Annotated in this window: 26 protein-coding genes and 1 tRNA gene; 14 read left to right on the top strand and 13 right to left on the bottom strand. The window is 67.0% G+C overall.

The window, feature by feature from the left end; all coding sequences use genetic code 11:
* Positions 1-42: 42 nt before the first annotated feature.
* From ACSG06_RS02635 to ACSG06_RS02620, 4 genes are all read left to right on the top strand, one after another.
* The gene (locus ACSG06_RS02635) at positions 43-1,881 is read left to right on the top strand and encodes a DEAD/DEAH box helicase (protein ID WP_440988708.1); all 1,839 of its coding nucleotides are present in this window, start codon (positions 43-45) and stop codon (positions 1,879-1,881) included.
* Between the two features lie 74 nt (positions 1,882-1,955).
* Entirely contained in the window at positions 1,956-2,132 is a 177-nt protein-coding gene (locus ACSG06_RS02630) for a DUF7576 family protein (protein WP_440988707.1), read from the top strand.
* Positions 2,133-2,177: 45 nt separating this feature from the next.
* On the top strand, positions 2,178-3,005 hold the full coding sequence (locus ACSG06_RS02625; RefSeq protein WP_440988706.1) for a hypothetical protein: 828 nt from the start codon (positions 2,178-2,180) through the stop codon (positions 3,003-3,005).
* Entirely contained in the window at positions 2,995-3,480 is a 486-nt protein-coding gene (locus ACSG06_RS02620; protein ID WP_440988705.1) for a hypothetical protein, read from the top strand. The genes ACSG06_RS02625 and ACSG06_RS02620 overlap by 11 nt, the downstream gene beginning before the upstream one ends.
* Here the strand turns inward: ACSG06_RS02620 and ACSG06_RS02615 are convergent.
* Positions 3,477-4,439 carry a formyltetrahydrofolate deformylase gene (locus ACSG06_RS02615; RefSeq protein WP_440988704.1) on the bottom strand — a complete coding sequence of 321 codons (963 nt, stop codon included), beginning with the start codon at positions 4,437-4,439 and terminating at the stop codon, positions 3,477-3,479. The genes ACSG06_RS02620 and ACSG06_RS02615 overlap by 4 nt on opposite strands.
* Positions 4,440-5,409: 970 nt before the next feature.
* Here ACSG06_RS02615 and ACSG06_RS02610 point away from each other — a divergent pair.
* Complete coding sequence (locus tag ACSG06_RS02610) at positions 5,410-6,063, top strand: MarC family protein (RefSeq protein WP_440988703.1); 654 nt, start codon at positions 5,410-5,412, stop codon at positions 6,061-6,063.
* A 180-nt stretch (positions 6,064-6,243) separates the two neighbouring features.
* On the opposite strand, the gene ACSG06_RS02605 is transcribed toward ACSG06_RS02610, so the two are convergent.
* From ACSG06_RS02605 to ACSG06_RS02590, 4 genes are all read right to left on the bottom strand, one after another.
* Positions 6,244-8,187, bottom strand: coding sequence for an ester cyclase (locus tag ACSG06_RS02605; protein ID WP_440988702.1), 1,944 nt, complete (start codon positions 8,185-8,187; stop codon positions 6,244-6,246).
* A 409-nt stretch (positions 8,188-8,596) separates the two neighbouring features.
* Positions 8,597-9,739 (bottom strand): site-2 protease family protein, encoded by a 1,143-nt coding sequence (locus ACSG06_RS02600; RefSeq protein WP_440988701.1) that lies wholly within the window; start codon positions 9,737-9,739, stop codon positions 8,597-8,599.
* A 253-nt stretch (positions 9,740-9,992) separates the two neighbouring features.
* Positions 9,993-10,244, bottom strand: a complete 252-nt coding sequence (locus ACSG06_RS02595; RefSeq protein ID WP_440988700.1) for a DUF7123 family protein — start codon at positions 10,242-10,244, stop codon at positions 9,993-9,995.
* Between the two features lie 264 nt (positions 10,245-10,508).
* A complete protein-coding gene (locus ACSG06_RS02590; RefSeq protein WP_440988699.1) occupies positions 10,509-11,330 on the bottom strand; it encodes a molybdopterin synthase in 822 nt (273 codons plus the stop codon).
* Positions 11,331-11,420: 90 nt separating this feature from the next.
* On the opposite strand from ACSG06_RS02590, the gene pyrH reads away from it, so the two are divergent.
* The 3 genes from pyrH to ACSG06_RS02575 all read left to right on the top strand — a co-directional run bounded on the left by pyrH (position 11,421) and on the right by ACSG06_RS02575 (position 16,026).
* Positions 11,421-12,137, top strand: coding sequence for a UMP kinase (pyrH, locus tag ACSG06_RS02585; RefSeq protein ID WP_440988698.1), 717 nt, complete (start codon positions 11,421-11,423; stop codon positions 12,135-12,137).
* A gap of 101 nt (positions 12,138-12,238) precedes the next feature.
* Complete coding sequence (gene lysS / locus ACSG06_RS02580) at positions 12,239-13,906, top strand: lysine--tRNA ligase (protein ID WP_440988697.1); 1,668 nt, start codon at positions 12,239-12,241, stop codon at positions 13,904-13,906.
* Between the two features lie 332 nt (positions 13,907-14,238).
* The gene (locus ACSG06_RS02575; RefSeq protein WP_440988696.1) at positions 14,239-16,026 is read left to right on the top strand and encodes a site-2 protease family protein; all 1,788 of its coding nucleotides are present in this window, start codon (positions 14,239-14,241) and stop codon (positions 16,024-16,026) included.
* 48 nt (positions 16,027-16,074) lie between these two features.
* Here ACSG06_RS02575 and ACSG06_RS02570 read toward each other — a convergent pair whose 3' ends face one another.
* Positions 16,075-16,602: a PadR family transcriptional regulator gene (locus ACSG06_RS02570; RefSeq protein ID WP_440988695.1), complete on the bottom strand. Its 528-nt coding sequence runs from the start codon at positions 16,600-16,602 to the stop codon at positions 16,075-16,077.
* A 140-nt stretch (positions 16,603-16,742) separates the two neighbouring features.
* Here ACSG06_RS02570 and ACSG06_RS02565 point away from each other — a divergent pair, with 140 nt between their 5' ends.
* Positions 16,743-18,248 (top strand): heme-binding protein, encoded by a 1,506-nt coding sequence (locus tag ACSG06_RS02565; protein ID WP_440988694.1) that lies wholly within the window; start codon positions 16,743-16,745, stop codon positions 18,246-18,248.
* Between the two features lie 311 nt (positions 18,249-18,559).
* Here the strand turns inward: ACSG06_RS02565 and ACSG06_RS02560 are convergent, their stop codons facing one another.
* The 3 genes from ACSG06_RS02560 to ACSG06_RS02550 all read right to left on the bottom strand — a co-directional run bounded on the left by ACSG06_RS02560 (position 18,560) and on the right by ACSG06_RS02550 (position 21,297).
* Complete coding sequence (locus tag ACSG06_RS02560; RefSeq protein ID WP_440988693.1) at positions 18,560-19,612, bottom strand: aldo/keto reductase; 1,053 nt, start codon at positions 19,610-19,612, stop codon at positions 18,560-18,562.
* 76 nt (positions 19,613-19,688) lie between these two features.
* Complete coding sequence (locus ACSG06_RS02555; protein ID WP_440988692.1) at positions 19,689-19,868, bottom strand: hypothetical protein; 180 nt, start codon at positions 19,866-19,868, stop codon at positions 19,689-19,691.
* A complete protein-coding gene (locus tag ACSG06_RS02550; protein WP_440988691.1) occupies positions 19,861-21,297 on the bottom strand; it encodes a TIGR00341 family protein in 1,437 nt (478 codons plus the stop codon). Before ACSG06_RS02550 ends, ACSG06_RS02555 begins: the two co-directional genes overlap by 8 nt.
* A 167-nt stretch (positions 21,298-21,464) precedes the next feature.
* Here ACSG06_RS02550 and ACSG06_RS02545 point away from each other — a divergent pair, with 167 nt between their 5' ends.
* From ACSG06_RS02545 to ACSG06_RS02530, 4 genes are all read left to right on the top strand, one after another.
* Positions 21,465-22,364: an acyltransferase gene (locus ACSG06_RS02545; RefSeq protein ID WP_440988690.1), complete on the top strand. Its 900-nt coding sequence runs from the start codon at positions 21,465-21,467 to the stop codon at positions 22,362-22,364.
* Positions 22,365-22,399: 35 nt separating this feature from the next.
* The gene (locus ACSG06_RS02540) at positions 22,400-23,482 is read left to right on the top strand and encodes a PQQ-dependent sugar dehydrogenase (protein WP_440988689.1); all 1,083 of its coding nucleotides are present in this window, start codon (positions 22,400-22,402) and stop codon (positions 23,480-23,482) included.
* Positions 23,483-23,543: 61 nt separating this feature from the next.
* Positions 23,544-23,822, top strand: a complete 279-nt coding sequence (locus ACSG06_RS02535; protein ID WP_440988688.1) for a DUF7577 domain-containing protein — start codon at positions 23,544-23,546, stop codon at positions 23,820-23,822.
* Positions 23,823-23,885: 63 nt separating this feature from the next.
* Positions 23,886-24,038 (top strand): DUF7331 family protein, encoded by a 153-nt coding sequence (locus ACSG06_RS02530; protein WP_256296383.1) that lies wholly within the window; start codon positions 23,886-23,888, stop codon positions 24,036-24,038.
* Between the two features lie 99 nt (positions 24,039-24,137).
* Here the strand turns inward: ACSG06_RS02530 and ACSG06_RS02525 are convergent, their stop codons facing one another.
* The 3 genes from ACSG06_RS02525 to ACSG06_RS02515 all read right to left on the bottom strand — a co-directional run bounded on the left by ACSG06_RS02525 (position 24,138) and on the right by ACSG06_RS02515 (position 25,139).
* On the bottom strand, positions 24,138-24,317 hold the full coding sequence (locus ACSG06_RS02525) for a hypothetical protein (protein WP_440988687.1): 180 nt from the start codon (positions 24,315-24,317) through the stop codon (positions 24,138-24,140).
* 1 nt (position 24,318) lies between these two features.
* A complete protein-coding gene (locus tag ACSG06_RS02520; RefSeq protein WP_440988686.1) occupies positions 24,319-24,579 on the bottom strand; it encodes a hypothetical protein in 261 nt (86 codons plus the stop codon).
* A gap of 489 nt (positions 24,580-25,068) precedes the next feature.
* A tRNA-Gly gene (locus tag ACSG06_RS02515) sits at positions 25,069-25,139 on the bottom strand.
* A 195-nt stretch (positions 25,140-25,334) separates the two neighbouring features.
* On the opposite strand from ACSG06_RS02515, the gene ACSG06_RS02510 reads away from it, so the two are divergent.
* Complete coding sequence (locus tag ACSG06_RS02510; RefSeq protein ID WP_440988685.1) at positions 25,335-26,132, top strand: NAD+ synthase; 798 nt, start codon at positions 25,335-25,337, stop codon at positions 26,130-26,132.
* Here ACSG06_RS02510 and ACSG06_RS02505 read toward each other — a convergent pair whose 3' ends face one another.
* Complete coding sequence (locus ACSG06_RS02505) at positions 26,133-26,765, bottom strand: hypothetical protein (protein ID WP_440988684.1); 633 nt, start codon at positions 26,763-26,765, stop codon at positions 26,133-26,135.
* Between the last annotated feature and the right edge of the window lie 53 nt (positions 26,766-26,818).

The following is a 26,818-nucleotide window of genomic DNA, read 5'->3' as shown; positions in this document are numbered from 1 at the left end:
ACTCGAAACACGCTTGCCCCCGGAACGCTCTAGGGACCGACAGTGACAGAGGAGCAATCCGCGGACACCGACGCCGACCACTCCATCGACGTCGACGAGTTCTACGACGCGCTCGACGCGCAGGGCCGACCGGTCATCACGGCCGCACAGCTCGCGCGCCGGCTCGACTGCACGCAGGAGGCGGCGACACAGGCGCTCGAGGACCTGGAATCACAGGGTGCGGTCGAGCGGACCGATTCGGGTGTCGAGCCGACCATCTGGTACCCGAGCGACTGGGGCGCGATGCTCGAACGCGAGCGGGTCGTCTTCTTCCCGGAGCGCCGGCAGTTCGTCGTCGACCAGCCCAAGCAGTTCACGCGGGCGCAGTGCTCGCAGTTCGCCCACCTCGTCGACACGACGCGCTCGGGCGGCTACCTCTACGAGGTGCGTCAGGCGGACATCTGGCAGGCACCCTACGAGACGTTCGAGAAGCTGGAACGGACGATGCGGCAGGTGCTCCCCGAGCGCGCGCCGGAGTTCGAGGCGTGGGTCGAGGACCAGTGGAAGCGCGCGAACCAGTTCGTGCTCCGCACGCACGAGGACGGCTACGTCGTGCTCGAGGCCGCCAACGAGAGCCTCATGGGCAACGTCGCGCTGGAGAAGCTGCCCGAGGACTGCATCCGCGCCCCCATCGACGACGTGACCGCGTGGGTCGCCGCGGAGCAGATCGCCCCGGTGAAGCGCCACCTGTACGAGGCGGGCTACCCGGTGCAGGACGAGCGCGACCTCGAGGGCGGCGACGAGCTGCCGATGGAGCTCGGGCTCGTCCTGCGTGACTACCAGCAGTCGTGGGTCGACCGCTTCGTCGAGGCGAAGTCGGGGGTGATGGTCGGCCCGCCCGGCAGCGGGAAGACCGTCGCCGCGATGGGCGTGATGAGCGAGATCGAGGGCGAGACGCTGATTCTGGTGCCGTCTCGCGAGCTCGCCGGGCAGTGGCGCGACGAGATCCTGACCCACACCTCGCTCACGCCCGAGCAGGTCGGCGAGTACCACGGCGGCACGAAGGACGTCCGGCCGGTCACGGTCGCCACCTACCAGATCGCCGGGATGGACCGCCATCGGAGCCTGTTCGACTCGCGCGAGTGGGGCCTCGTCGTCTACGACGAGTGCCAGCACATCCCCTCGGACGTGCGCCGTCGGACCGCCGACCTCCAGTCCAAACACCGCCTCGGACTCACCGCGACGCCGGTGCGGGAGGACGACCGCGAGGAGGACATCTTCACGCTCATCGGCCCGCCCATCGGCACCGACTGGGACGCCCTGTTCGAGGCGGGCTACGTGCAGGAGCCCGAGGTCCACATCCGCTACGTCCCGTGGACCGACGACGAGAAGCAGAGCGAGCACGCCAGCGCCGACCCCGGCCACCACCGTCGCCAGCTCGCCGCGATGAACCCCGCGAAGGTCACCGAGACCCAGCACCTCCTCGCCGAGAACCCCGACAAGAAGGCGCTCGTCTTCGTCGAGTACCTCGACCACGGCGAGCAGCTCGCCGAAGCGCTGGACGCGCCGTTCATCTCCGGCGAGACGCCCCACGCCCGCCGCCGGGAGCTGTTCGCCGAGTTCCGCCGCGGCGACCGCCGGACGCTCGTCGTCTCCCGCGTCGGCGACGAGGGCATCGACCTGCCCGACGCCGAACTCGCCGTCGTCGCCTCCGGGCTCGGCGGGTCGCGTCGACAGGGCGCACAGCGTGCCGGCCGGACGATGCGGCCCGAGGGCACCGCGCTCGTCTACGTGCTCGCCACCCGTGGAACCCGGGAGGAGGGCTTCGCGAAGCGGCAGGTCCGCCACCTCGCCTCGAAGGGGATCGGGGTGCGCGACGGCCCGGCGGAGGCGGTCGAGTGACGGACCGCGACGGCGACGACCGAAGAATTGCCGTCGTCGGGACTGTTGACCCTCTCGGCGTGCGAAGGGGAACCATGGTCGACCCCACATCCGACATCGGCGACGTGGACCCCGAGGACGCACCCGCCTGTGCTGTCTGTGGCGCGGCCGTCACCGGCGACGAGCACCGGGTGCGCTCGTGGGTCGAGGACGGCAACGTCGAGCATCGCCACTTCTGCGACGACGACTGTCTCGAAGAATGGGACGGATAGCCGCCCGGAGGTATTTGAGTTAGAACGACCAATGTGCCGGTGAAGATGTCCGGCGTTCCACTCGGCGGGGAAAACCCCGCGGGACCAGACGACTCTCCAGAAGCTCCACTGCGCCAGTTCCACACCCAGTTCGGGGCGATAGAGGCAACGCTCAAGCTTGTCGTCGAAGACCCGCCGAGTTTCGCTTCCGGTCTCGCCGACGAGGTACTCGAACTGCCGGCCGAAACCCGCTTCACCGAGTCAGCCGAGAGCGTTCGGAGCTACATCGTCGACGAACTCGGACCGGTCGATGCACTGGGACCACAGTTCGACGAGTTAGGTGCTGAGCAGTTGGCGGAGATACTCGCGGAGCCAGTTGATTCCCTGTTACAGGACACCATCGAACGGGTGTTCTTCAGTCGAACCCCGACCACTGTGCTGGTCGTCAGCAGTGCATACGAAACCGTCCGGTTAGCGCTGGACGTTCTTGGCCAGTCACCAGACAAGGATTCGGCTCGCACTGCCGTGTCGACGGTTCTCGCTCTATTTGCACGGATTCATCAGGGCGCGTACGATGACGTTGAACACGAAGAGTGGGTGAAAGCTCTGGCCGTCGATATCGTCAGGGGTCGCTACAGCCTCCGAAATATCATCGACGGACCGCCCGAGGCCCAGAAGATGGATATCGATACGGAAGATGCACTGACAGCTGCGGTCAGACTCGGTGCGGTCGTCGCGTACGCTCGGCTCGACATCTCCGTGAGCCGTGGTGCTGAACTTGCCGGGCAGTCGGTCGACGCCTTCGAATCAGAACTCGGCAAACACGGTGTGGATCCACGCTACGGCCCGACAAACGCCGAGGATCTCGAAGGGAGCGTACTGGATGACACGTGAGGTCATCGTTCTCGACAACAACGTCCTGTCCGGCGCGTACGAGGCAGGGTGGTTCGACTCGCTCTCATTCTGGACAGACGACGCGCTACTCGCCGTTCCGAAACGCGTCTGGAGCGAGGAGTTCGAATCAACGCACGACGGAGTCGACGGCGCACCGACGTGGATGACCGTTCAGAAAGCTGACCTCGATGCACTCGACGTTCGGGCGCAGGGACAGTTGAGTGTGCAAGACTGGTGTTGCGTTGCACTTGTAGAATCGACTTCGGGGCGACTCGTGACGAACGATGGTGCGCTGTACGCCCGTGTCGAAGCCCGTGGTGGAACCGCCGTCTGGGGGACGAAGTTCCTGAAACGAACGTTCGAACGCTGCGGTATCAGGGTCGAAGCATTCGAGGAGGGCGTAGAGAGATACGTTGAAGACGCGTATCTCCCAGAGTCGGTCGCAAGCGCGATTCGAAGCGCCGAAAAGGATTAGTCGCCGTTCTCGGCCGACCCGGCGACGATCTCCCCGAGCCCGTCGACGGGACGGTCGGGGTTCGCGTCGCGGGCCTCTCTCGAGAGCCCGAGCTGGTAGCGCTCGCTCTGCTCCCGCAGCTTCGTCCGGCCGCGGTGGACGGACACGTCGCCGTTCAGGTGCAGCCGTACGGCTTCGAGCAGCGCGTCTGCTTCGAGCGGCTGCCCCCGCTCCTTCATCGTCGCGATGTCGGCGTCGTCGGGCACGTCGAACGCCCGCTGGGTGATGATCGGACCCTGGTCGAGGTCCGTCGTCACGTAGTGGGCGGTGACGCCCGCGATGCGGACCCCCTCCTCCAGCGCCTGCCGGTACGCCTTCGCGCCCGGGAAGGCGGGCAGCAGGCTCGGGTGGATGTTGATGATACGGTCCTCGAACCGGAACACCACGTCCGGGCTGAGGATGCGCATGTACCGCGCGAGGACGATGAGGTCGGCGTCGTACTCGCTCAGCAGCTCGAGTATCTCGCCCTCGTCGGGTGTGCCCTTCTCGTCGCCGACGTCGTGGAACGGCACGTCGTACTTCTCGGCGAGTGGTTCGAGGTCGTCGTGGTTCGCGATGACCACGGAGATGTCCGCGCCGAGGTCGCCGCTGGCCCACGCCTGGAACAGCCGTTCGAGGCAGTGGCTCTCCTTCGTCGCGAGCACCGCGATCTGCTGGGTCTCGCGGTCGGCGGGGAACCGCACCTGCACGTCGACGCCGAGTTCGTCGCCGAGGTCCTGCAGGTCGTCTCGCAGCGTCTTCTCCTTGCACACCATCTCCGAGGTGTCGGCGTGCAGGGTCATCCGGAAGATGTCGTCCCGGACGGCCTGGTCGAGGTCCTCGATGTTGATGCCGCGTTCGAACAGCAACGAGGTGACGCGTGCGATGAGTCCGGTCTTGTCTCCTCCGACCACCGTAATTTCGGTCAGATCTGTCGTCATCGGTACCACCTCCGGTCGTGGGTCGTCGGAGACATCACTCTCCGCTCAGGCCGCGGGCGTCCAAAAGGGTTCGCATCCGTGCAATGCGGCGTGCTAGAACGTCTCGCAGTCGATGGCGGGGGTTCGACACGCTCTGATGCATCCGTACGCTCCCATCGAAACGACACTTCTGGGACCACGAAGAGCCAGCAAGCCCCTGCCTGCTCGACTCTCACGGCTCACTGTCGTTCGAAAGAGCACGGGGCACTCTTTCGTGTTGTAGCCAGAACACCCCGCGTTCTGGCTGCTAACCGGAAATCGAAGATTTCAGGTGAAGACGAAATGGCCCGGGCCAGACATTTCAAGAGTCGTGCTGAACGGACGGTGCGTATCCAGCACGACCACGATGACACACCGGACAGAGCCAGACGGTAGTCAGCTCGATTCCCCGGCCCCATATGCGAAAGACGGGCTTCCGAACATGCCCCGTTTATACCGTCCAGTACTCCGAGCATTGATCCTCATTGGTACAGTATAACAAAGCCCTCTGAGCGGATACTCCCCACGAGCCGAGTTCTGTTCGAGGTGACCATCCTATGGTCCGGTCTGCTGGCGTGTCCTGGTGGACGCATCCGGTCGCTCCCGGCGGGAGTCACCTGCAACTCAGGCCCATGTCCCAGCAACAGTCTCACGGCCGTATTGGCCGCACGGACGACGAATCGGAACCCCGGTGGCCCAAGGGAGGGGATCACCTCACCGAGGACATCGCCCAGCGCACCATCGAGTTCATCGGTGACGCCAAGCAGGTCGACCCCGAGAAACCCTTCCGTACCTCCTCCAGGTGGCGCCCACGCATCCCACGAGGTCCAGAGATGCAATCCGATGAGCGTCACTCACGAGGCTGTCTCGTCGGCGTCTCGGCGGATCGAGCTCATACGGCCGGCCGGTCCCAGACCAACCACCACAATCCGTCCCACCGCCCCCATCACAGATGACGATTCCGTACGAACAACTCTCGTTATTCTTCGTCAGCCTCTTCACGATATTCAGTCCCTTCGCACGCGTCGGTGGGATCGCCAGCATCTCCGGCGTCTACCCCAGGCCAACCCAGCGACGGATGGCCGCCCAGGTCGCGGGCAACTACCTGGCAGTGATGCTCGCGGCCGTCTGGATCGGTCCGCCGCTACTCGAACTGCTCGGGCTGACGGTCCCCTCGCTGACCGCGACCGGTGGCCTTGCACTGCTTCTCACGGCGGGGCCCATGATGATGCAGGGTGAGAAACACGACGAGGAGGTCGCCGAACAAACTGAACAGACTGACGACTGGCGGAGCGTGATCATCGTCCCGCTTTCGTTCCCGCTCTCCGTCGGTGGCGCGACCGCGGCCATCGCCATCGCCATCTCAGCGCAGTTCCCCGCCGTCTCTGATCGCCTCCTCATCTCCGCAGTCGTCCTCCTGATGGCACTCGTCGTCGGGTTCACGCACCTCGTCTCGCCGTTGATCGGCCATCGGATGCAGGAAAGTGGAAGCATGGACATCCTGACGCGAGTCTCCGGGATCATCCTGTCCGCCATCGCCATCCAGCTGTTGTTCAAAGGCGCGGTCGGTCTGCTCACTGATCTGGGCGTGAACCTGGGAATCTGAACCAATGTGTGCACGGTACCAACCCGATACGATGTTCGCAAATCCAACGTGGAGAGGCCGCAAGCGACCTCACGAATCACGCCCGATCGCGCGGGACCGCCTGGGGGTCGTGTGACTCGTTTCGCCACGTGACGTCGAGGAGACACCCAACTCGGAGCGCCAGCGACAGACTGACGGGTCCTACTCTGCACTCGCCGGGCCGACTGCCCCGAGTTGTTGTAGCATGCCGAGGGTGTCTTCGACGATTCCCGTCTCGATGATTCGGCCGTCTTCGAGGTGGTAGATGACCATCCGAGAGAGGTCGATCCGATTCCCGGTCGGCTCGACGTCCATCATCGTCCCCTCGTGTGTCCCACGAATCCGCAGTCGAAGAACGATCTTATCCCCCTCCGAAACGACGTCCTCGATCGTGAGTTCGAGGTCCGGGAAGGACGTCCGGTACCTGGAGACGAACTCCCAGTACGCATCGCGGCCGACGAGGTCAGTTTCACCGTCTAGATGCAACACGACGTCGGGGTCGAGCACGAGCGCGAGCTGGTCTCGGTCGCCCTCGTTCCAGACCTCCTGGATCAGGGTCCGCGCCAGCGCCTCGTTCTCGGCCGGGGCGGAGAGCTGGGTGACGACCGGCGTCGCCGCGACCGTGCTCACCGTGGACACCGGCGTCGACATCTCCGCCACGTCGAGTTGCCGGAGGAGACTCCACTGTTCGAACAGGAGCCAGGTGTCGAGGAGGCGCCCGTCTTCGAGGTGGTCGATGCGCATCCCGGAGAGGGTCACTTCCTCGTCGGTCGGTTCGATGTCGACCAGTGGTTCGGTGTGCGTGCCGGTGCCTTCCCACCGGATCGCGACCGTGTTCGGTTGTGCGACCATCTCTTCGACCTCGAACTCGAGGTCGGGGATCGCGTCCCGTATCTGGTTCGCGAACGTGAACGCAGCGTCGCGGTCCAGCGTCCCCTGTTCTTCAGTGGGCTCACCCTGCATGTAGTCACGGAGCAGCACGAGACTGGTCGGGATGTGAGCCTCGTAGGACGGAACGGCCCACTCGTCCGGAGCGAGCACTTCCGCTTCCCGCCAGGTCGCCTGCACCGTGTTGTGGACCCTGCGGCGGTTGCGTTCGATAGCGAGGAACCGGTCGGCTTGCTGGCGCCCGTGATTCCAGAGCAGGTCGAGAAAGCGCTGAGAGCGGTCGAGTTTCGTCGCGTAGTCGAGCGGTTCGCCCGGGGACGCGAGTTCCTCTTCGAGGTTCACAGTCTTCACCTCGATGGGGTCGTACACGTCGGCGAGCATGTCGGTGGCCTCCCACTCGTTGAGGCGTCTGATGAACCGCAGTTCCTGATTGACGGAGAGGTTCCCACCGAGTTCGTTTCGACGGTCACCGATCGCCTCGAGGTCGTTCGGAATCTCGTCCGTCCGCTGGGGGTTTATCTGGACGATCCAGAGTTCGTCGGCCCGCTCGTGCCGGTTCTCGGCCTGCCGGAATAGCTGGCCGAGGGGTGGGTTCTGCGAGAACAGGCCGTCCCAGTAATAGCGTGTCGTTCCGTCGGGTTCGGCGACCGGCGCGGCCTGGAACAGGTTCGGGACCGCGGCAGACGCGAGCACCGCATCGTGACTCACGGTATGTTCGTTGAAGGTTCTGAACGACCCGCGCTGGACGTCGACCGCGCCGATATCGAGCCGCGGAAGGGTGCCGTCCTGCCGGTCGAGGAGGGTCGCGAGTTCGTCGGGCTCGATCACCGCTTCGAGCGTCTCCCGAAGCACGTCACGTCCCCAGTCGGAGGCCGGTGTGTCGTACGGGCTGAACTCCGGGAACGGCATGCCCGTGCTCTGGGCTCGGACGAGTCCGACGCCCATCAGGTTCAGCATCTCGTCGAACGGCCCCTTGGCGGCGATGTCGTCCCAGACCTGCGCGAGCAACCGTCGTGCCTCGCTCCGTCCGTCGCGCACGAGTCCAACCCAGGTGGCGAACGCACAGATCGCGCCCCCGGACGTGCCGCTGATTCCCGCGATATCGAACCCGACGTCGTCCTCCTCGAGGAACCGATCCAGGACGCCCGCTGTGAACGCGGTGTGGCTGCCCCCGCCCTGACAGGCGATCGCGACGCTCGGCCGTTCTGGCTCCGTCATGATCGCAACTCGCGATTGGCCGAGCTAGCTCCCAACAGATACGCCGACGCCCGTGGTCGGTGGCTGTCACGAAGCCCTTCCTCCGCTGTGGATCTCGTGCCGTAGTGTCCGAACATCGGTTCATACGGTCCGTGTGACCGTATTGTTATTCAGATGTTTTACTTCCCACGTCAGGGTCGGTCTCCACCCCTCGTCGTTTACGACGGTACCAATTGGTTGCAGGCTAGATTCACCGCGTCAGTCGACCCGAACGCGCAAGGAGACAACGAGTTTGTCCTCGACCGCCGCGTCGGCAGTGTCGGTCCCTGTTCCAGGGACGACTCGAGTATCTCTCGAAGGGGTTCGGGACGCCGGGTCGGCCGGTTCGCTGCAGCCGACGGTGAAGTTACAAGATTCGTAACGTCTGAGTTCAGCTGACGATGGCGACCGGGACCGGCATGAAGCAGAGCAGGCCGAGCACGAACGTGAGCACGCCGAGCGCCATCCGGCCACGGCCGAGCTTCTCCGTGTCGCTGACCGGTGTCGCGGAGCCCGCGGCGGCGATGAACGCGGCGAAGCCGCCCCAGAATATCCAGATGAAGACGGAGTCCCACGCGATCTGCTCGACGAAGTGCAGGTAGCCGGCGAGCGAGAACAGCCCGACCGGGACGAGCGTCGCCACGGTGTCGTGGGCCTCGCCGAACATCGCCCGCATGATGTGGCCACCGTCGAGCTGGCCGACGGGGATGAGGTTCAGCAGGGTGACGAACGCCCCCGCCCACGCGCCGATGACGACCGGATGCGCGTTCAGTGTCGGGTCCGAGTACGACAGTTTCTGCCCCGTCAGGAGGGCTATCCCCTCGATGAGCGGCGGGAAGGTCAGCCTGATCGTGACGGCGTCGGGGCTGGCGGCGAAGCCCTCCGGCGCGGCCACCGGCGGCAGGTAGAGCCCGATGACGGTGACGAGGACCGTCGCCACCAGTCCGGCCAGCGGTCCGGCCGCCCCGATGTCGAACAGCGCCTTCCGGTCGGGCATCCGGCCCCGCATCCGGATGACCGCGCCCATCGTCCCGATGAGCGTCGGGAACGGCAGGAAGTACGGTAGGGAGGCGTCGACGTCGTGGTACCGGCTCATCACGTAGTGGCCGAGCTCGTGCGTGCCGAGGACGAACAGGACGGCGGCGGAGAACGGCCACGCCGTCAGCACAGCTTCGACCGGGTGCGCGACGGGGTCGACGTAGAACCACCGCGCACCCACGTACAGCGTCGAGACGACCGTCGCGAGGAACAGCAGGACGTTCGTCCATGGAACCCCGTCGGGACCGTGGCTCGTCGGTTCGGCGACGATGACGTACCGGCCCGCAGAGGTCGTCAGCTGCGCGTCGTAGCCAGCCTCGTGGAAGGCTCCCCAGAGGTTCCGCATCGTCATCTCGGGGGTCCGCAGCGGCGTGCCGTAGTAGTATATCGTCTCACCGTCTCGTCGCACGTCCTCGACGTAGAACTCGTCGGCGAGGGCGGAGGGCGGGGGTCCTGCCTCCGGAACGGACTGTGACGGTGGCTCGTCGGCGGCCATGTGGGAGTGGGTTAGTCGTCACGTCGTAAAAAGGCACGGCGGTCGACTGCGGGTGGGTGAGGCGCCGGGGACCAGCGGGCCGGCGTCGCAGGGGTGCCGTGGGAATCGCGAGTTCGGTGTGGTGGGTTCGGGGTGGTGGAGCGGTGTGGTGGGTTCGGGGTGGTGGAGCGGTGTGGTGGGTTCGGGGTGGTGGAGCGGTGTGGTGGGTTCGGGGTGGTGTGGGATGCCGGGGTGTGGGGACCGTTACGGGGAATCAGATGGGTTCGACCCGCCAGGTCGTCGCGCTCGTGTACGACCACTTCTCTATCTCGAGGTCCGTGGCCGAGTCCTTGAGCTTGACCATCAGTGCGCCGATCTCCTTCGGGGAGAGGCCGACGTCGTCCGCGATGAACTTCGACTTGAAGTACATCTCGCCGTCGGTCGCCTTCTCGCGCAGGTACTCCTGCAGGCGCGTTTCTTTGTTGGCGGGCTTGCTGTCGGTGGAGGGGTTCTGCGTTGCGCTCATGTTGCGTTCGCCTCACTCTCCCCAAGCCACTGGGATAGGTTATAAAGGACAGTTGCTTCGGGCTGTTTTGATATATTTCGAGTGAAATCGGAGTAACAGGACGTTTTACCCGAGTTCTAAGCCCACAAGCGAGGCCCTCAGATACGTTTAGAAGTTTTAAAACCGCGTCTAACTCTTTCGAATAGGTTGTCGTCTGACGCACGTCAGAAAACAGCTTTCCGCGCCGATTCGGTGAAAATAACCGTCGAGACGTGTCAGGCGCGCTTACTCCGCACCGTCGTTTCGGTCGTGGACCCAGAACTCGCCGTCGGTCGTCGCCTCCTTCTTGAAGATGGGGACCTCGTCCTTCAGACGGTCGATACCGTCCGATACCGTTGCGAACGCCTCGGGTCGATGGCCGGCGAGCACGACGACGAACACGATGTCCTCGCCGGCGGTGACGACACCCGTCCGATGGTGCATGACGACCTCGTGGACGCCCTCCCGCTGCTCGAGCTCGGCCTCGATGGTCGCCATGCGTTCTGCCGCGACATCCTGGTAGGTCTCGAACTCCAGGTGGGTCGTCCGTTCGTCGTCCGGGTCGTCCCGCGCCCGGACCCTGCCGGTGAACGTGGCGATGGCGCCGGAGAACTCCGCACCGGGTGCCCGCTTGGCGCGTTCGACCAGCGACTCGAGCGTCTCGTGGGGGAGCCGGTCGTGGAGCGCGGCGACGACAGCCTCGACGTCGACGTCGTCCACGGACTCACCGCTCGCGAGCACCTCGCCCGCGTGGTCGGCGTCTCCGAGTACGACACCCGGGACGTTGGCGTCGGAGACATCGTCGAGGACGCAGTAGTCGTGTGTCGGCGCCAGGTCGTCGACCACATCCGGGACGGTCCGGTCGGTCCCGGTCGCGAGCCACCCCTCCGAGCCGACCGCGACGGTGGTGTCGACGCCGTCGGTGCGATCGTCGGCGCGGGCCGGCGACGACCCCACGGACCGTTCGACCGTCGCGACGGTTCCATCGGCCGAGAGTGCGGCGACGAACCGGTCACGGAGGGCGCGTCGTGCGGTATCGTCTGGCCCGATGACTGCGAGTACGTGCATACCGGACTGGTCAGTCGGCAGTCGCTTGTAGGTGTCGCCGACGGGCACTTGGCAATCCTTAAGAGACGCAGTCGGCTACTGGCCGGTAGCATGAAGGTAGTCGTCTCCGTCGGCGGCAGCGTCCTCGCGCCGGAACTCGACCCCGACCGGGTCACTGCATACGCGGACGTTGTCAACGAGCTCGTCGCGGACGGATGCCAGGTCGCCGCCGTCGTCGGCGGCGGGGGCGTCGCCCGCGACTACATCGGTACGGCGCGTGACCTCGGCGCCAACGAGATCGAACTCGACCAGATCGGTATCGACGTGACCCGCCTGAACGCCCGTCTCCTCATCTCCGCGCTCGGCGAGAACGTGGTCACCGCACCCGCGAAGGACTACGAGTCCGCCGGCGAGGTGATGCGCAACGGCGACGTCTGTGTCATGGGCGGCGTCTCCCCCGCACAGACCACCGACGCCGTGAGTGCAGCCCTCGCGGAGTACGTCGGTGCGGACCTGCTCGTCTACGCCACCTCCGTCCCCGGCGTCTTCTCCGCGGACCCGGCGGTGGACGACGACGCGGAGCGCTACGAGGAGCTGACCGCGAACGAACTCGTCGACGTCATCGCCGGCCTGGAGATGAACGCCGGCCTCTCCGCTCCTGTCGACCTGCTCGCCGCGAAGGTCATCCAGCGCTCGGGCATGCGCACCATCGTCCTCGACGGCAACGACCCCAGTCGCGTCCTCACCGCCGTCCGCTACGGCGACCACGACGGCACCGACGTCATCCCCGAGGGCACCGGCGACGAGCTCACCTACTGGGCCGAGTAGCCCCGCTGCTTCTGCTTGACAACCCTTAAGCACGCCACACGGGTAGCCACAGCCATGCAATCGACACGCGCTGTCGCGACCCAATCCGGGGTGAGCGCCCGGTGAGCGTCGACGAGGCGACCAGTCCGTACACGCTCCAGACCGACGGGGAGGACGAGGGCGAGCGTCGCCACGTCTTCTGGGCGGACCAGATCGCAGACGCCATCGAGGCCAGGGAACCGGACGACCCCATCGTCATCAAGGGCGGCATCTCGCCCTCCGGCGTCCCGCACTTCGGCAACATGAACGAGGTGATGCGGGGCTACTTCGTCGCCGAGGTGCTCAGAGAGCGGGGCCACGAGGTCCGGCAGATGTTCACCGCCGACGACCGCGACCCGCTCCGGAAGCTCCCCCGCAAGCTCGCGAATCTGGACGGCGAACTCGTCGACCTCGGCGACGTGAACGCCGGCGCGCTCGGCCGGAACCTCGGCAAGCCCTACACCGACATCCCGGACCCGTTCGGCTGCTGTGACTCCTACGGCGCGCACTTCTCCGCGCTCATCCAGTCCAGCGCCGACGCCCTCGGCGTGCCGATCGAGCTCGTCTCGAACACCGAGCTGTACGAGGACGGCTCCTTCGAGGACGTGACCCGGTTCCTGCTGGAGAATCGCGACACCGCCCGGACCGTCCTCGCGAAGTACCAGGACAAGGTCGACGCCGACTACGTCCCGTTCAACCCCATCTGCGCCGACTGCGGCAAGGTCACCGAGACCATCACCGCCGTCAGACCCGAGGCGGGGGAGGTGGACTACGTCTGCACCGACATGGAGGCCGGCGACAACGTCATCTCGGGCTGTGGCCACGAGGGCACCGCCACCCTGCGCGAGGGCAAGCTCCCCTGGCGCTTCGAGTGGCCCGCACAGTGGCGCGTCCTCGGCGTCGACTTCGAGCCGTTCGGGAAGGACCACGCAGAGGGCTCCTGGCCCTCCGGCGACGACGTCGCGCGGAACGTCCTCGGCGACACCCCGCCGGTCCCGATGGTGTACGAGTGGTTCACGCTCGACGGGAAGGCGTTCTCCTCCTCCGAGGGCCACGTCGTCCTCGTCGAGGACGTGCTCGAACTGCTCGAACCCGAGGTCGTCCGGTTCTTCTTCGCGAAGAACCCGAAGAAGGCGCGGGACTTCTCCATCGAACGCCTCGACCAGCTCGTCGACGAGTTCGACCGCTTCGAGAAGCTCTACTTCGGCGAGGTCGAGGGCACCGAGGACGAGATCGCCCGCGCGGAGCGCGTCTACCCCTTCGTCGTCGACGAGGTCGACCCCGACCGCATCCGGCTCCCGTTCACCTTCGCCGCCGTCCTCGGGATGTTCGACGACCCGGACCTCCGCGAGCAGGTCGCCCGCAAGGAGGGCCACATCCCCGACGGCGCCGACGAGGCGACCGTCGACGCCGCCCTCGCCCGCGTCGAGCGCGCCCGGAACTGGGCGCGGCGCACCGACAACGAGTTCAACTACGAGCTGAAGCGCGCCGAGCTGCCCGACGTGGACCTCGACCCCGCCACCGAGGAGGCGCTGGACGAACTCGCCGACTTCGTCGCCGCGGGCCACGACGGGGAGGAGATACAGGGCGAGATCTACGAGACGGCAAAGCGCAACGACATGGAGATCGGCGGCCTGTTCACCGCCGGCTACCGGCTGTTCTTCGACGAGGAGCAGGGCCCCCAGCTCGGGACCTTCCTCGGGAAGCTCGACCGCGAGTTCGTCGTCGCGCGACTGCGCCGGGAACGCTGAGGACTGGTTTCTTATTCGAGCAGCGGCCCCCAGTACACGATGACCGATACCCGGTCCCTCCCTTGGCTCGATGTCGTAAACGGTCTCGGGTCCGCTCTCGTCGGAGTGCTCGTCGCCGTGACGTTCGCCATGTACGCACCGCTGCTGCTCGGACTCGGCACGCTCGGCCTCCCGGTGGCGCTCCTCCTCGGCGGGGCGACAGCAGTTGGCCTCTACGTGGTCCTCGACAGGCTCTGAACGGGCCGGTTTCGACCCGCGGAACCACAGACCCCTCGGCCGACGAACACCGCCAAACCAAACGCATTTCCCCGTTCCTCCCTCAGTATCCCGCAATGGTCTCCACCCTGTGGCTGGGTATCGCCGGCTTTGCGCTCTACTGGATGCTGGTCTGGACGGCGAAGCGGGAGAACCTCCTCCCGTCCTACGTCTCGACGCAGGGGCCGGTGCTGCTGGTCCACACGAAGCGCGGACGCCGGTTCCTGAACTGGCTGGCCGGCCCGAAGCGGTTCTGGCGGGCCTGGTCGAACATCGGCCTCGGCATCGCCCTCGTGGTGATGTTCGGCGCGTTCCTGTTCCTCCTCCAGGGCGCGATACTGACGATACAGAACCCGCCCGCCCCGAGCGCGGTGAACCAGCCCCGGAACGTGCTGGTCATCCCCGGCGTGAACGACTTCCTGCCCGTCGCGGCCGCGCCGGGCATCCTCTTCGGCCTGCTCGTCGGGCTGGTCGTCCACGAGGGCGGCCACGGCCTGCTCTGTCGGGTCGAGGACATCGAGATCGAGTCGATGGGCATCGGCCTGCTCGCGGTCCTGCCGGTCGCGGCGTTCGTCGAGCCGAACGAGGAGAACCGGCGGAAGGCATCCCGCGGCGCGCAGTCGCGGATGTTCGCCGCCGGCGTGACGAACAACTTCGCCATCACCGTCGTCGCGTTCGCGCTGCTGTTCGGGCCGGTCGCGGGCTCCATCGGCGTCGCGAGCGGTGCGCTCGTCGGCGGCGTGCTCCCCGGGTCGGCGGCGGCCGACGCGGACATCGGCGGCGGCGACCGCATCACCGCGGTCGACGGGACGCCCGTCGACAACAACACCCACTTCCAGGAGCTCGTCGACGCGAGCAACGCCAGCGATCTCAGCCTGGAGGTGAACGACGACCGGACGGTGCAACTGAACCGGAGCGTGCTGGTGACCGGCGCGCTGGCGGCCGGCCCGGCGAACCTCTCGGCGGGCGACACCATCGCCGCGGTGAACGGGACGTCGGTCTCGACCACCGCGGAGTTCGAGGACGCCGTCCGTGCCGCTCCAGGACCGGTGTCGGTGACGACGAAGAGCGGCGAGACGAAGACGTTCGCCGCCGGCGCGTACCTCCGCCCCATCGAGGGCGAGCCACTGGCTGAACAGGGCGCCCCGGCCGGCGAGAGCGTCGTCGTCACCCGGTTCGGCGACACCAGGGTCATCTCCTACAGCGAGCTCGGCGAGGCCATCGACGCCACCGAGCCCGGCGAGACCGTCGAGGTCGTCCTCTACGACGACGGCGAGCGCTCGGCGTACAACGTCACCCTCGGTACGCAGGAGGACGGCAGCAGCTTCCTCGGCGTCGCCCCCCTCGCCCGTGGCGTCAGCGGGCTGACCGTCGACGACGTGGGGCTGAACTACTACCCCGCGGAGGCGTACCTCGCCATCCTCGGCGGCGGCGACCAGTCGATGCTCAACTCCTTCGCCCAGTCGTTCGTCGGCAAGGTGCTGTTCGTGCTCGTCCTCCCCGTCGCGGCAGTGATGCCCGGGGGCGACTTCCCGTACAACTTCGCGGGCTTCATCGGCGAGATCTCGAACTTCTTCGTCGCCACCGGCCCGCTGGAGTTCCTCGGCGCAGGCGTGCTGTTCGCGGTCGCCAACGCGCTGTTCTGGACCGGCTGGATAAACGTCCAGCTCGGCGCGTTCAACTGCATCCCGGCGTTCCCGCTCGACGGCGGCCACCTGCTCCGGACCTCGACCGAGGCCGTCCTCTCGCGGCTCCCGGTCGAGGTGACCCGGCGGCGCGTGAGCGCGGTGACGACGACCATCGGCGTGACGATGTTCCTCAGCTTCGTCGTACTGGTGGTCGGGCCGCAGTTCCTCGCGGGCTGACCGCTCTCGGTTCGTCGTTCCGCACGGGAGAACAGCCCGGACGGCCAGCTACTCCTCGTCGTTGTTGATGCCGTGTTCGGCGTAGAACTCCTCCGGCGTCGCCTCGATGCGGTCGAACTCGTCGCTGTAGTAGTGCTCGTGGTGGCGGATCATCTGCTCGACGATCCACGCGGAGAACGTCTCGTCGAAGCGCCACTCGCCGTCGATCTGGGGCACCTCGAACCGGTCGTCGCAGGAGAAGGCGACGTAGACGTGGTAGAAGCCGAGGATGACGTCGGCGAACTCCTTGGCCTTCATCGCGGAGTCCTCGCGGCGGGCTTCGAGCTCGTCGAACCCCGAGTCGGTCAGCTCGAAGTACTTGCGGTCCGGTTCGTCCTCGCGCTCGATGCGCTGGGCCCAGCCCTCGTCCTCGAACTTGTAGAGGATGGGGTAGACGGAGCCGTAGGAGGGCTCCCAGTGGCCACCGCTGATGTCACGAATCTCCTTGAGTATCTCGTACCCGTACCGCGGTTTCTCCGCGAGCAGCTCGAGCACGAGATAGGCGATGAGTCCCTTCGGTGGACCGCTTTTCCGCATTGTCGCGTGGTACCCGTGGTGGACGTGAAAGGGTTTCGATACTGAGGATGGCTTGCCAGCTTCCCGGTCACGTCCCGCCATCGGGCTCCGCCCTCGGACGAATCAACACGTCCTTACCCGGCCGCTCCGAAGCCCCGCGCATGCAGCGACGCGAACCTCCGGTGACCGAGGAAGGCTGGTACGCACTGCACGACTTCCGGACCGTGGACTGGGACGCGTGGCGCGACGCGCCGGAGCGGGTGCGCGAACGTGCCGTCGGGGAGGGTATCGCGTTCCTCGACACCCACAGCGACCCCGAGACGGGCGGGACGGCGGTGTACTCCATCCTCGGCCACAAGGCCGACCTCATGGTACTGCACCTGCGTCCGACGCTCGACGAGCTGGACCAGCTCGAACGCGGTTTCGAGTCGACGGAGTTCGCGGGCTTCACCGAGCAGACCGGCTCGTACGTCTCGGTCACCGAGGCCTCGGGCTACACCGAGCGCGCCAGGGAGTACTTCGAGGGCGAGGTCGACGACGACTCCGGGCTGGCGAAGTACATCCAGTCCCGGCTCCACCCGGAGATCCCGGCCAAGGACTACCTCTCCTTCTACCCCATGTCCAAGCGCCGGACGGGCGAGGACAACTGGTACGACATGCCGTTCGACGAGCGCGCCGAGCACATGGCGAGCCACGGCGACATCGGCCGGGACTACGGCGGCAAGGTCCAGCAGATGATCACGGGGAGCGTCGGCCTCGACGACCACGAGTGGGGCGTCACGCTCTGGGCCGACGACATGACCGACGTGAAGGACCTGCTGTACGAGATGCGCTTCGACCCGTCGACCTCGCGCTTCGCGGAGTTCGGCCAGTTCTACACGGGCCGTCGGTTCGAGCCGGGCGACCTGCCGGCGTTCATGGCCGGCGAGGCCGTCCCCGCCGAGGCGGGTGGACACCACGGCGAGGATGGCCACCACGGCGATGCACACGGACACGGCGAAGGGGGCGATGCACACGGCGAGGCCGGCCACCACCACGGCGACGACGAGGACGAACGCCCGGCCACCGACCACGGCGCCGACGTGCGCTCGACACTGGAGGAGGAGGGCGTCTACGGCGGCCAGCCCCACGGCGAGGACGTCTACGCGGTCGTGCTCTACTCCGACGCCGACCCCGACGAGCTGTTCGACGAGGTCGAGGGACTGCGCTCGAACTTCGAGCACTACGACTCCCACGTGAAGACCGCGGTGTACCAGTCCGAGGGCGACGCACCGGCGGCCGTCGCGAGCGTCTGGCAGACCCAGTCCGCCGCCGACACCGCCAGTGGCTTCCTCTCGGATCTCCCCGGCATCGTCCGGCAGGCCGGCGACGACGCCGAGGCCGACACCTGGGGTACGATGGGGATGTTCTACACCACGAAGCCCGAGAAGCGCGCCGACTTCGTCGAGAAGTTCGAGACCGTCGGCGGCGTCCTCGGCGACATGGACGGGCACATCACGACCGACCTGCTCGCCAACCGCGAGGACGAGAACGACATGTTCATCGCCTCGCGCTGGGAGTCACAGGAGGATGCCATGGCGTTCTTCCGGTCGGACGCGTTCTCGGACACCGTCGACTGGGGCCGCGACGTGCTGGCGGACCGCCCGCGACACGTCTTCCTGGCCTGAGCGGCTCCGGATCCGTGTCCTGGACTGCGGAGTGGAAGTGAAGTTCTGCGGACGGCCTCGACCGCAGGTGGCGGGGTTCCATCGGAAAGAAAGGGGTGCGGTCCCGTGTTCGTGGCGAACACGACGACCACCCCCCGCCCGCGCCAGTGGGGGGAGGTCTGCGCGGCAGGGGGTTCGTGCGGACCCGAATCGGTCAGGCTCTCGCTCGACGGTGTCCGGCCGTCGGAACCGAGAGCAGGAGTAGCGTGCACCCCAACACAGAAAGGTAATCGCCCGTTTTCGAGGAGAATGGACCGATTAGCGAGGGCCGACTACGTCGCTTGCTTGTCGATGTTCGCCGCGTCGATGTCCTCGCCGCCGACCGACGAACGGAGCACGTCCATCCCGTCGTCGCGGTCGATGCCGAAGCCGTCCGCGTACAGCTCCGCGACGCGCGCGACCTCCTCGTCGCCGAGCGACGGGACCTCGCTGGCTGCGGCCCACTCGTCGATGTCGGCCTTCGTCCGGAACGTCGGCGTGACCGTCGCGACCTCGCTGTGGGAGAGGAGCCACTGGATGCTGGCCTGGGACATCGTACGCTCGCCGTCGCGCTCCAGGAACCGGAGCGCCTCGACCTTCTCCCACCCCGTCTCGTACCACTCGTCCGGCCGGTAGGAGCGGTGGTCGCCCTCCTCCAGCTCGGTGTCGGGTGTCACCTGCTCGTTCAACAGGCCCGAGGAATGTGGCACCCGGGGGATGAGGCTCGTCGAGGATCCGGTGCGCTCGATGGTGTCGAGGAAGTGGCCGCCGACCTCCTGTTCGAGCACGTTCCAGACGAGCTGGAGCGAGTCGAACTCCTGCTCGATGGCCATGTCGCCCTCGGCGAGCCAGCCGATGGAGGGGCCGAGCGCCCAGCCGATGGCGTCGACGAGACCCTCCTCGCGGAGCTCGTCGAGGACCTCGAGCACGTCCGCGTCGACCTCGTCGACGTTCGCGTTGTGCAGCTGGAGCACGTCGACGTGGTCGAAGCCGAGCCGGTCGAGGCTGCGCTCGGTGGCGGTGCGGATCCACTCCGGTGTGATCTCCTTCGGGAGCTCGCCGTGGCCCGCCTGCGGGTTGTTGTAGAAGTCGTAGCCGACCTTCGTCGCGACGGTCACCTCGTCGCGTCGGTCGCCGAGGGCCTCGCCGACGAGCTCCTCGCTGCGGCCGTGGCCGTAGACGTCGCCGGTGTCGAAGTAGGTGATGCCCTGGTCGTGGGCGTACTGCAGCATCTCGACCGCCTGTTCCTCCGTGCGGTCGCCCCACCAGTCCGTGCCGACGACCCACGCGCCGAAGCCGATTTCCGACACCTCGACGCCCGAGTCACCGAGTTCGCGGTACTGCATATCACCGGCTAGGGAGCGGTGCCACTTAGCGGGTGTGTTTCCTTCTCGGGTCGTGGGAACGCGGAACCCGGGCTGCCTACTCGAAGTCGACGTCGAACGCGAGCGCGAGGACGACGACGAGGACGAGCGTTATGCCCGCCGTAACCCCGGCGATGGCGAAGGGTCCGGAGACCGTGCTGAACGCGACGGTGGCACCGACGGCACCGGCGATGCCGCCGACGGCCGCGCCGCTGAAGGACGAGTCGGCGTCATCCACGGAGCGAGACGTGCTGGGCACGTCCGACCATCGCCGAGCCGAGACCGTAAGTCTTGGCCCCATCAGGGGCGGAGGCGAGCCGGTCGGACGCCGACTGGCGCTCCACGAACTGGACGACGACGCTGACATCCCGGCCGGTCTGTGCCTCGACGCGTGCGTCGAGCCTCTCGTGCAGGTCCGGGTACCGCCGGTCCGCGTCCCTGGTGACGACGACGGTGACCTGCTGCTCGTCGACGACGCTGACCAGCGGCTGCCCGTCGAACTGGGTCTGCACGACGACGAGCTCCAGCTCCTCGTAGCCCGGCTCCTCGAGCGTCTCGCCGACCGCCTGGTTGACCGACTGCTCGAAGCCGACGTGGGCGGCGACGACCGCACCACACAGCGCGACGACGGCGAGCAGGACGACCGCGACGACGGCCACCGGGAGGAGTCGCTCGCGGCTCATCGACGGGGCACCGTCGGCGAGCAGGTCGCGCGTCCCCGGGTCGTCCGACTCCGCCCGGCCGTCGCCGGGCCAGCCGGCGGGTCGGTAGCCGAGGTACCAGAGGACGGTCACGCCGGAGACGTGGATGGAGACGACGTTCAGCACGAGCAGGACGAACGCGCCGAGTGCGACCGCCGGGACGCCCCACGCGATGCCCACACCGACGGCGGCCGCGGCCGGGATGAGCGCCGCCGCGACCATCACGCCCACGAGCGTCACCGAGACGCCGGTCGCGAGCCCGAACGCGCCGGCCGCGCCCGCACAGAGACCGACCGTCAGCGAGAGCAACCCGGGCGAGATGCGCTGGGATATCTGCTGGGTCGTCGTCACGTCGAGCGCGGGCGGCAGGAACGCCGCCGACTTGAGCCCGACGCTGAACACCGTCGCCCCGGCGACCGCGAGCAGCAGGCCGAACAGCTGGGTGCGGAATCCCTCGACCATCATCTCGCGGTCGAGCAGCACCGTCCCGACGCTCGCTGTCAGCGAGGACCCGACCAGCGGCGCGATGACCATCGATCCGACGACGATGGCGGGCGAGTCGAGCAACAGCCCCGCTGTCGCGACCAGCACGCTCAGCAGCGTCATCGCGTAGTACGTCACCGGACTGGGCGTGAGGTCGAGCGCCGTCGACCGGATCTCCTCCGTCGCGATGCTGTCGTCCTCCTCGGAGCCGGTGATGAACCGTTCCTCGAGCTCGTCGTCGTGCTCGGAGAAGACGGACTCGACACTGGCGACGACGGTGTAGGTGTCCTCGACCGAGGTCGTCTCGCGGAGGTCGTCGAGCACCGTCTCGACGCCCTGGGTCGGCAGCGGGAACTCGACGACCATGGCCTCCGAGCCCTCGCTGTCCTCCTCGAAGATCACGTAGTCGATGTCGTGCTCGTCGAGCACCGACCGGACGGCCGACACCTCGGACGACGGGACGAGCGTTCGAATCAGACGCACGGGGGAGCTACGTGTTCACGCCGGAAAACCGCTGGCTCGACCGCCCGAAAACGGTCACCAGTCGTGGGCAATCGGCCGAAAGCCCGCGCCGCCGTGGTCGAGTACCCCCTCGTGCGTGGAGTTCGGACAACCGAAGGTCCATACGGCTGCCCGCCGAACGGGGAGGCATGACGAAACGGCACGTCTCGCTCCCGGCCGACGCGGAGGCTGGTGTTCGTGCGTTCATCGACGAGGTCGACGAGCGACTCTCGTCCGACGAGGACACCTGCACGGTCGTCGAGGAGACGCTGGTCGACCTGCACGGCGACCGCGACGCCTACGAGCGCTGGCAGAACGACGCCGAGGTCTCGCCGGCCGAGCGCGTCCGGCTCCAGGGCTACGACCCGTGCAACACGACGCTCGAGTCGGAGTACTACGCCGAGAAGGACGAGGACCGGTTCGTCCGCTCGAAGCACCTGCAGTGGCTCTGGCGGCAGTTCGACGCCACGCCGATGGCCGACAACGTCGAGTTCGCCCTACGGTTCAGACAGATGCTCGCCGACCACCTCTTCGAGGAGTGCGGGGAGAACTGCCGGTTCTTCAAGGGCATCACGTTCACCTACGGCCACAACATCAGCGTCGGCGACAACGTGGTCGTCCACGACGACGTCCACCTCGACGACCGCGGGAAGCTGACCATCGGCGACCGCGTCTCCATCTCCGACGACGCACACCTCTACAGCCACGACCACGACATCGTCGACCAGACCGAGGTCTCGAACTACCACACCGTCGTCGCCGACGACGCCCGCGTCACCTACGACTCGATGGTCCGGGCGGGCTGTCGCGTCGGCGAGAACGCCGTCGTCGGGGCGAAGAGCATCGTCGGCAGCGACGTGCCGGACCACCACGTCGCCGTCGGCCAGCCCGCGAAGAGCGTCCGCGTCAAGCCCGGCTGGGAGGACGTCGCGGAGCCGCTCGAAGACGCCACCGTCGACCGCCGCGACGAGCGCGAGATCGAGTACGAACTGCCCGACGACCTCGACACGTTCGACGAGTTCGGGCGCGACCTGTCGCCGCCGAAGTAACAGGTTTTTACTCTGTCGTGTGAAAGGTCGGGGTGATGAACCGTCGTCGCCTCCTCGCGACAGTGGGTGCAGGCCTCGCCAGCGGCGTCGCCGGCTGTCTGAACCTGCCTGGAGACGGCGGGACGACGACCATCGACGAGGGAGCCCCGCTCCGGCTCGAACGCGTCCGGATGCGCCTCGAGACACCGTGGGGGGCGTCGTTCCACCCCGAGACGGGGAACCTGTACGTGACAGAGCGCCCTGGTCGAGTCGTTCGGGCGACCGGGGACGACCGCGGCGCGGTCCGAACCCTCCAGGACACCGCCGCCTTCGGCGAGGGTGGTCTCCTCGGGTTCGCGTTCGACCCCGCGGACCCGCGGGACGCCTACGTCTACCAGACCTACAACGGCGCGAACGGGCTGACCAACCGGGTACTCCGGCTCGACGTCGAGCGCGAGTTCGCCGTCGACAGGGTCGTCCTCGACGGCATCCCGGCGAACACGGTCCACAACGGCGGCCGCATCGCGTTCGGCCCTGACGGCGCGCTCTGGGTGACCACCGGCGACGCCGGCCAGCCGACCACCGCCCAGTCGCGTGACTCCCTCGCCGGGAAGGTGCTCCGGGTCACCCGCGACGGCGAGCCAGCGTCTGGGAACCCGTTCGACAACCCGGTGTACTCCCTCGGCCACCGGAACCCGCAGGGACTCACGTTCGTCGGTGGCTCCGTGTACGCCGTCGAGCACGGACCGGACGAGGCCGACGAACTCAACCGCCTGGAGGCCGGCGGCAACTACGGTTGGCCGGCGGTCACCGGGAAGAGCAGCAGCGACGAGTACGTCGACCCGCTGGTCACGTGGACGCCGTCCATCGGCCCGGGCGGGCTCGCCTACTACACCGGACCCATCGAGCGGTGGCAGAACAGCTTCTTCGTCGGCGCACTCACCGGTACGCACCTCCGGCAGGTCACCTTCGATGCGGACGACGTCGTCGGCCAGAACACCCTCTACGGCGACCTCGGCAGGCTCCGGACGACGGTCACCGGCCCCGACGACCACCTCTACTTCACGACGAGCAACCAGGACGGTCGCGGCGACCCCGACCCCACCGACGACGAGATCTACCGCGTCCGCCCCCCGTGACGGTCCGTCGTCCACCCCCGGCGTCGAACGCTATAAGTCCCATGACACACAATGTCACAGTATGGCGAACGTCTGGGACTGGACCCTCGGCTACCTCGTCGTGTTCGCCGCGCTCCAGCTCGCCGTGTACGTCTACTACCGTCGCCAGGTCGACGACGACCCGACGCCCGACCCGGCCGGCGGCGACCCCGCGGGCGTCGACCGCGTCGTGGCGAACACGTCGGTCCGGGACACCGACGGGACCGACCGTCGTCGTTGTCCACACTGTGGCGCGTCGAACGAGCCCGACTCGCGCTACCGCTACTGCCGGAACTGCGCGAAATCGCTGTCCGGGGCTTAGGTGTTGTGGCCATTCCGGCCAGCAAACATAAGCCCAGCGCCGCGGAATCCTGTATCGACTCGAATGGAAGACACGGATTCCGAACGCTACGTAGGACGCGAGACGGTCAACGGACTCATCATCTACGACCGCGAGAACCTGGACGCCTGGATCGAGTCCGATACCACCGTCGCCATCACCGAGCAGACGGACCATCGGTCCTCGCCCTCGCGGTAGACCCGCCGATCTGCGTTTCTGACGTCGCCCAGGCTCGCGAGCCGTTGCGTTCCGAAGAAATCGCCGGCGCCAGTGGGATGGCGCCACGCCGGTGTGGGATCAGTACACGCCCCGGAGCTCCGGTTCGAGCGCGAGTCCGACCGTGAACAGACAGACTGCCAGCATACCGACCGAGCCCAGCGCGTACATCGTCCCCTCGAACGACCACGCCAGACCCAATGCAGCCAGCGCGAACAGCGCCAGACCGACCACCAGTCGGACCATGGTCGGGAAGCGCATCTCAGTCTCCCTCCGCACAGTCGAGCAGGTCCGCCGGCTCGACGTCGAGGTCCTCGTGTTCGATGTCGTCCCACTCGACCGCGACGGTGGCACGGATCGTCGCGAAGTCGTTCGCGGCGTAGCCACGTGCGAGCTGTGGCCACCGCTCCGTCACGGTCGAATCGGAGAGGACGTCGAACACGAGTGACTCCCCCGTCGTCTGCGTCTCACCCGTCGCAGGTGGATCGATACCCCCAGTATCGGAATGTACGTTCTGACTCACGGCCTTCCAACTCCCCGGCCATAACATTGATACCGGAGGACATAGCTAACCACGGATTACCTCAGCCTGTCCCCGTGTGTAAGCGACCGGGGGCAGATAATGCCGTTTTCAATCCCCCGCGCCCGCTGGTGGTTTCGTTCGACAAGATGTCGTTACGGGGTCATTTCGAACCGATTCGGATGACCGTTCGCCACAGGCGCGAAACCAGCGGTTTCTCCCGCTCAACCAGCGCTTGAGCGAGCCGGGACGAACGGACTGTTCGAGAACCCGACCACACATCGACGGGGCGTTCCCGCTCGCTCCGCTGCGCGTGTCCTCCCTGACTCAGTTCCCGCGGACGAAGATGTCTCTCACTGCGTTCGAGACAACCATGCGCCGTCCGGGAATTGAACCGATACCAGACGTGCTCACTCACTGCGTTCGCTGTGCGCGACTGGTAGGACTCAATTCCCTCCGGGCGATTTTCGCCTCGCTCCGCTCGGCAGAAAATGCGCCGTCCGGGAATTGAACCCGGGCTAGTGGCTTGGGAAGCCACTGTCCTACCACTGGACCAACGGCGCTCGTTCACCGCGTTCACTCGCCCCACGGTCGACATCGCTTCGTTCGTGGGACCAACGGCGCTCACGCGCAGTGATTCGTACCCATTCGTTCCTCCCGATGGCACTTGAACGTAGCGCTTCGGCGGACTGGACGGGCGTCCAGTTCCAGCGACGGCCGAGGAACGTTATTGGTCCTGTACGCCCTAGCGGCGGACGATGATAGACCTCCGGTTCGGAGACGAGGAACTGACCGCACAGCGAGACCACATCGTGGCCTTCATCCAGCGCGTCGTCGACGACGCGGGGGCCGACGGTGCCGTCCTCGGGCTCTCCGGCGGCGTCGACAGCACCACGACCGCCTACCTCGCCGTCGAGGCGATCGGTCGCGAGAACGTCTACGGGCTCGTCCTGCCCTCGCGTGTCTCCAGCGAGTCGAACATGAGCGACGCCGAGCGAGTCGCCGAGGACCTCGGCATCGACTACGACGTGATCGAGATCGGCGGCATCGTCGACGCCATCGTCGATTCGATCCCCGGCGCCGAGGGGGACACCGTCGCCGTGGGCAACACGGCCGCTCGCGTCCGCGGGGTCCTCAACTACTACGTCGCCAACGAGGAGAACCGCGTGGTGCTCGGGACCGGGAACAAGGCGGAGGCACTGACGGGCTACTTCACGAAGTACGGCGACCAGGCCGTCGACTGCAACCCCATCGGCAACCTCTACAAGCAGCAGGTCCGCCAGCTCGCCCGCCACCTCGGGGCACCGGAGGAACTCGCCGAGAAGCCCGCCACGGCGGAGCTCTGGGCGGACCAGACCGACGCGGACGAGATGGGCGTCGGCTACGACGTCGTCGACGCGGTCATCGCGCTCCACATCGAGGGCGGCGTCTCGACCGTGGCGACGGCCCGCGAGCTCGGCGTCGAGGAGAGCGTCGTCGAGACCGTCCGCGAGCTGTACGAGGGGAGCGCCCACAAGCGGTCGATGCCACCCGCACCCGAACCGGCCGAGCTGTAATCAGGCGCTCGCGTTGCTCGTCGCCACGACCTCGACCTGGTCGTTCGGCTGGAGTTCGTAGGTGGTCGGGTCGACCGACTGGCCGTTGACCACGTAGCGCACCGTGTCGCCCTCGCCCGTCCGGTACACCGTCCCGTCGAAGGCGAGCGCGTCGGGGGCGGCCTCGATGTCGAGGCTCTCCAGGGCGTACTCCAGGGTCACGCCCCGGGCGTGGACGTGCCACCGGTCGCCGTTACCGCGCTCGTAGTGGAAGGCGCGTTCTCCGGTCTGCCCGACCTGGTACTGCGGCTGACTGAAGTCGAGCGACTGCCCACCGATAGTGACGGTCATCCCGCCGTGGTAGTGGGCACCACCGATGTTGGTCGGCTGCCGCGGCGCGCTGTCGTTCAACTGCGCATCGCCACCACCACCGCCGCCGCCGAGCAGGCCGACGGCGACACCACCGAGCAGGACGAGTCCGACGACGACCACCGCGGCGTAGACGAACCCCGGAAGCCCGTCGTCATCACCACCGAGGGCGTCGACCCGGCGCTGTTCGATGGGCCCGAGGTCGTCGCCGTGTTCGTCCCGCAGGTGTTCGAGGTACGGCTCCTCCGCCTCGAACGTGTCCGAACAGTAGTCGCACTCGTGCACACCAGCGTGGAACACCTGAACAGTATCAAGTTTTCCGCTTCAGCGACGTCGGA

Source organism: Haloarchaeobius baliensis (assembly GCF_052060055.1).
GTDB lineage: Archaea > Halobacteriota > Halobacteria > Halobacteriales > Natrialbaceae > Haloarchaeobius > Haloarchaeobius baliensis.
This window is presented reverse-complemented; position numbering and strand designations above follow the sequence as displayed.

Bases quoted from the DNA above. Each gene is read 5' to 3' on its own strand.
- ACSG06_RS02630 (WP_440988707.1), top strand. From the start codon at position 1,956: ATGGTCGACCCCACATCCGACATCGGCGACGTGGACCCCGAGGACGCA.
- ACSG06_RS02625 (WP_440988706.1), top strand. From the start codon at position 2,178: ATGTCCGGCGTTCCACTCGGCGGGGAAAACCCCGCGGGACCAGACGAC.
- ACSG06_RS02620 (WP_440988705.1), top strand. From the start codon at position 2,995: ATGACACGTGAGGTCATCGTTCTCGACAACAACGTCCTGTCCGGCGCG.
- ACSG06_RS02615 (WP_440988704.1), bottom strand. From the start codon at position 4,439: ATGACGACAGATCTGACCGAAATTACGGTGGTCGGAGGAGACAAGACC.
- ACSG06_RS02610 (WP_440988703.1), top strand. From the start codon at position 5,410: ATGACGATTCCGTACGAACAACTCTCGTTATTCTTCGTCAGCCTCTTC.
- ACSG06_RS02605 (WP_440988702.1), bottom strand. From the start codon at position 8,187: ATGACGGAGCCAGAACGGCCGAGCGTCGCGATCGCCTGTCAGGGCGGG.
- ACSG06_RS02600 (WP_440988701.1), bottom strand. From the start codon at position 9,739: ATGGCCGCCGACGAGCCACCGTCACAGTCCGTTCCGGAGGCAGGACCC.
- ACSG06_RS02595 (WP_440988700.1), bottom strand. From the start codon at position 10,244: ATGAGCGCAACGCAGAACCCCTCCACCGACAGCAAGCCCGCCAACAAA.
- ACSG06_RS02590 (WP_440988699.1), bottom strand. From the start codon at position 11,330: ATGCACGTACTCGCAGTCATCGGGCCAGACGATACCGCACGACGCGCC.
- pyrH (WP_440988698.1), top strand. From the start codon at position 11,421: ATGAAGGTAGTCGTCTCCGTCGGCGGCAGCGTCCTCGCGCCGGAACTC.
- ACSG06_RS02575 (WP_440988696.1), top strand. From the start codon at position 14,239: ATGGTCTCCACCCTGTGGCTGGGTATCGCCGGCTTTGCGCTCTACTGG.
- ACSG06_RS02570 (WP_440988695.1), bottom strand. From the start codon at position 16,602: ATGCGGAAAAGCGGTCCACCGAAGGGACTCATCGCCTATCTCGTGCTC.
- ACSG06_RS02565 (WP_440988694.1), top strand. From the start codon at position 16,743: ATGCAGCGACGCGAACCTCCGGTGACCGAGGAAGGCTGGTACGCACTG.
- ACSG06_RS02560 (WP_440988693.1), bottom strand. From the start codon at position 19,612: ATGCAGTACCGCGAACTCGGTGACTCGGGCGTCGAGGTGTCGGAAATC.
- ACSG06_RS02545 (WP_440988690.1), top strand. From the start codon at position 21,465: ATGACGAAACGGCACGTCTCGCTCCCGGCCGACGCGGAGGCTGGTGTT.
- ACSG06_RS02540 (WP_440988689.1), top strand. From the start codon at position 22,400: ATGAACCGTCGTCGCCTCCTCGCGACAGTGGGTGCAGGCCTCGCCAGC.
- ACSG06_RS02535 (WP_440988688.1), top strand. From the start codon at position 23,544: ATGGCGAACGTCTGGGACTGGACCCTCGGCTACCTCGTCGTGTTCGCC.
- ACSG06_RS02530 (WP_256296383.1), top strand. From the start codon at position 23,886: ATGGAAGACACGGATTCCGAACGCTACGTAGGACGCGAGACGGTCAAC.
- ACSG06_RS02525 (WP_440988687.1), bottom strand. From the start codon at position 24,317: ATGCGCTTCCCGACCATGGTCCGACTGGTGGTCGGTCTGGCGCTGTTC.
- ACSG06_RS02510 (WP_440988685.1), top strand. From the start codon at position 25,335: ATGATAGACCTCCGGTTCGGAGACGAGGAACTGACCGCACAGCGAGAC.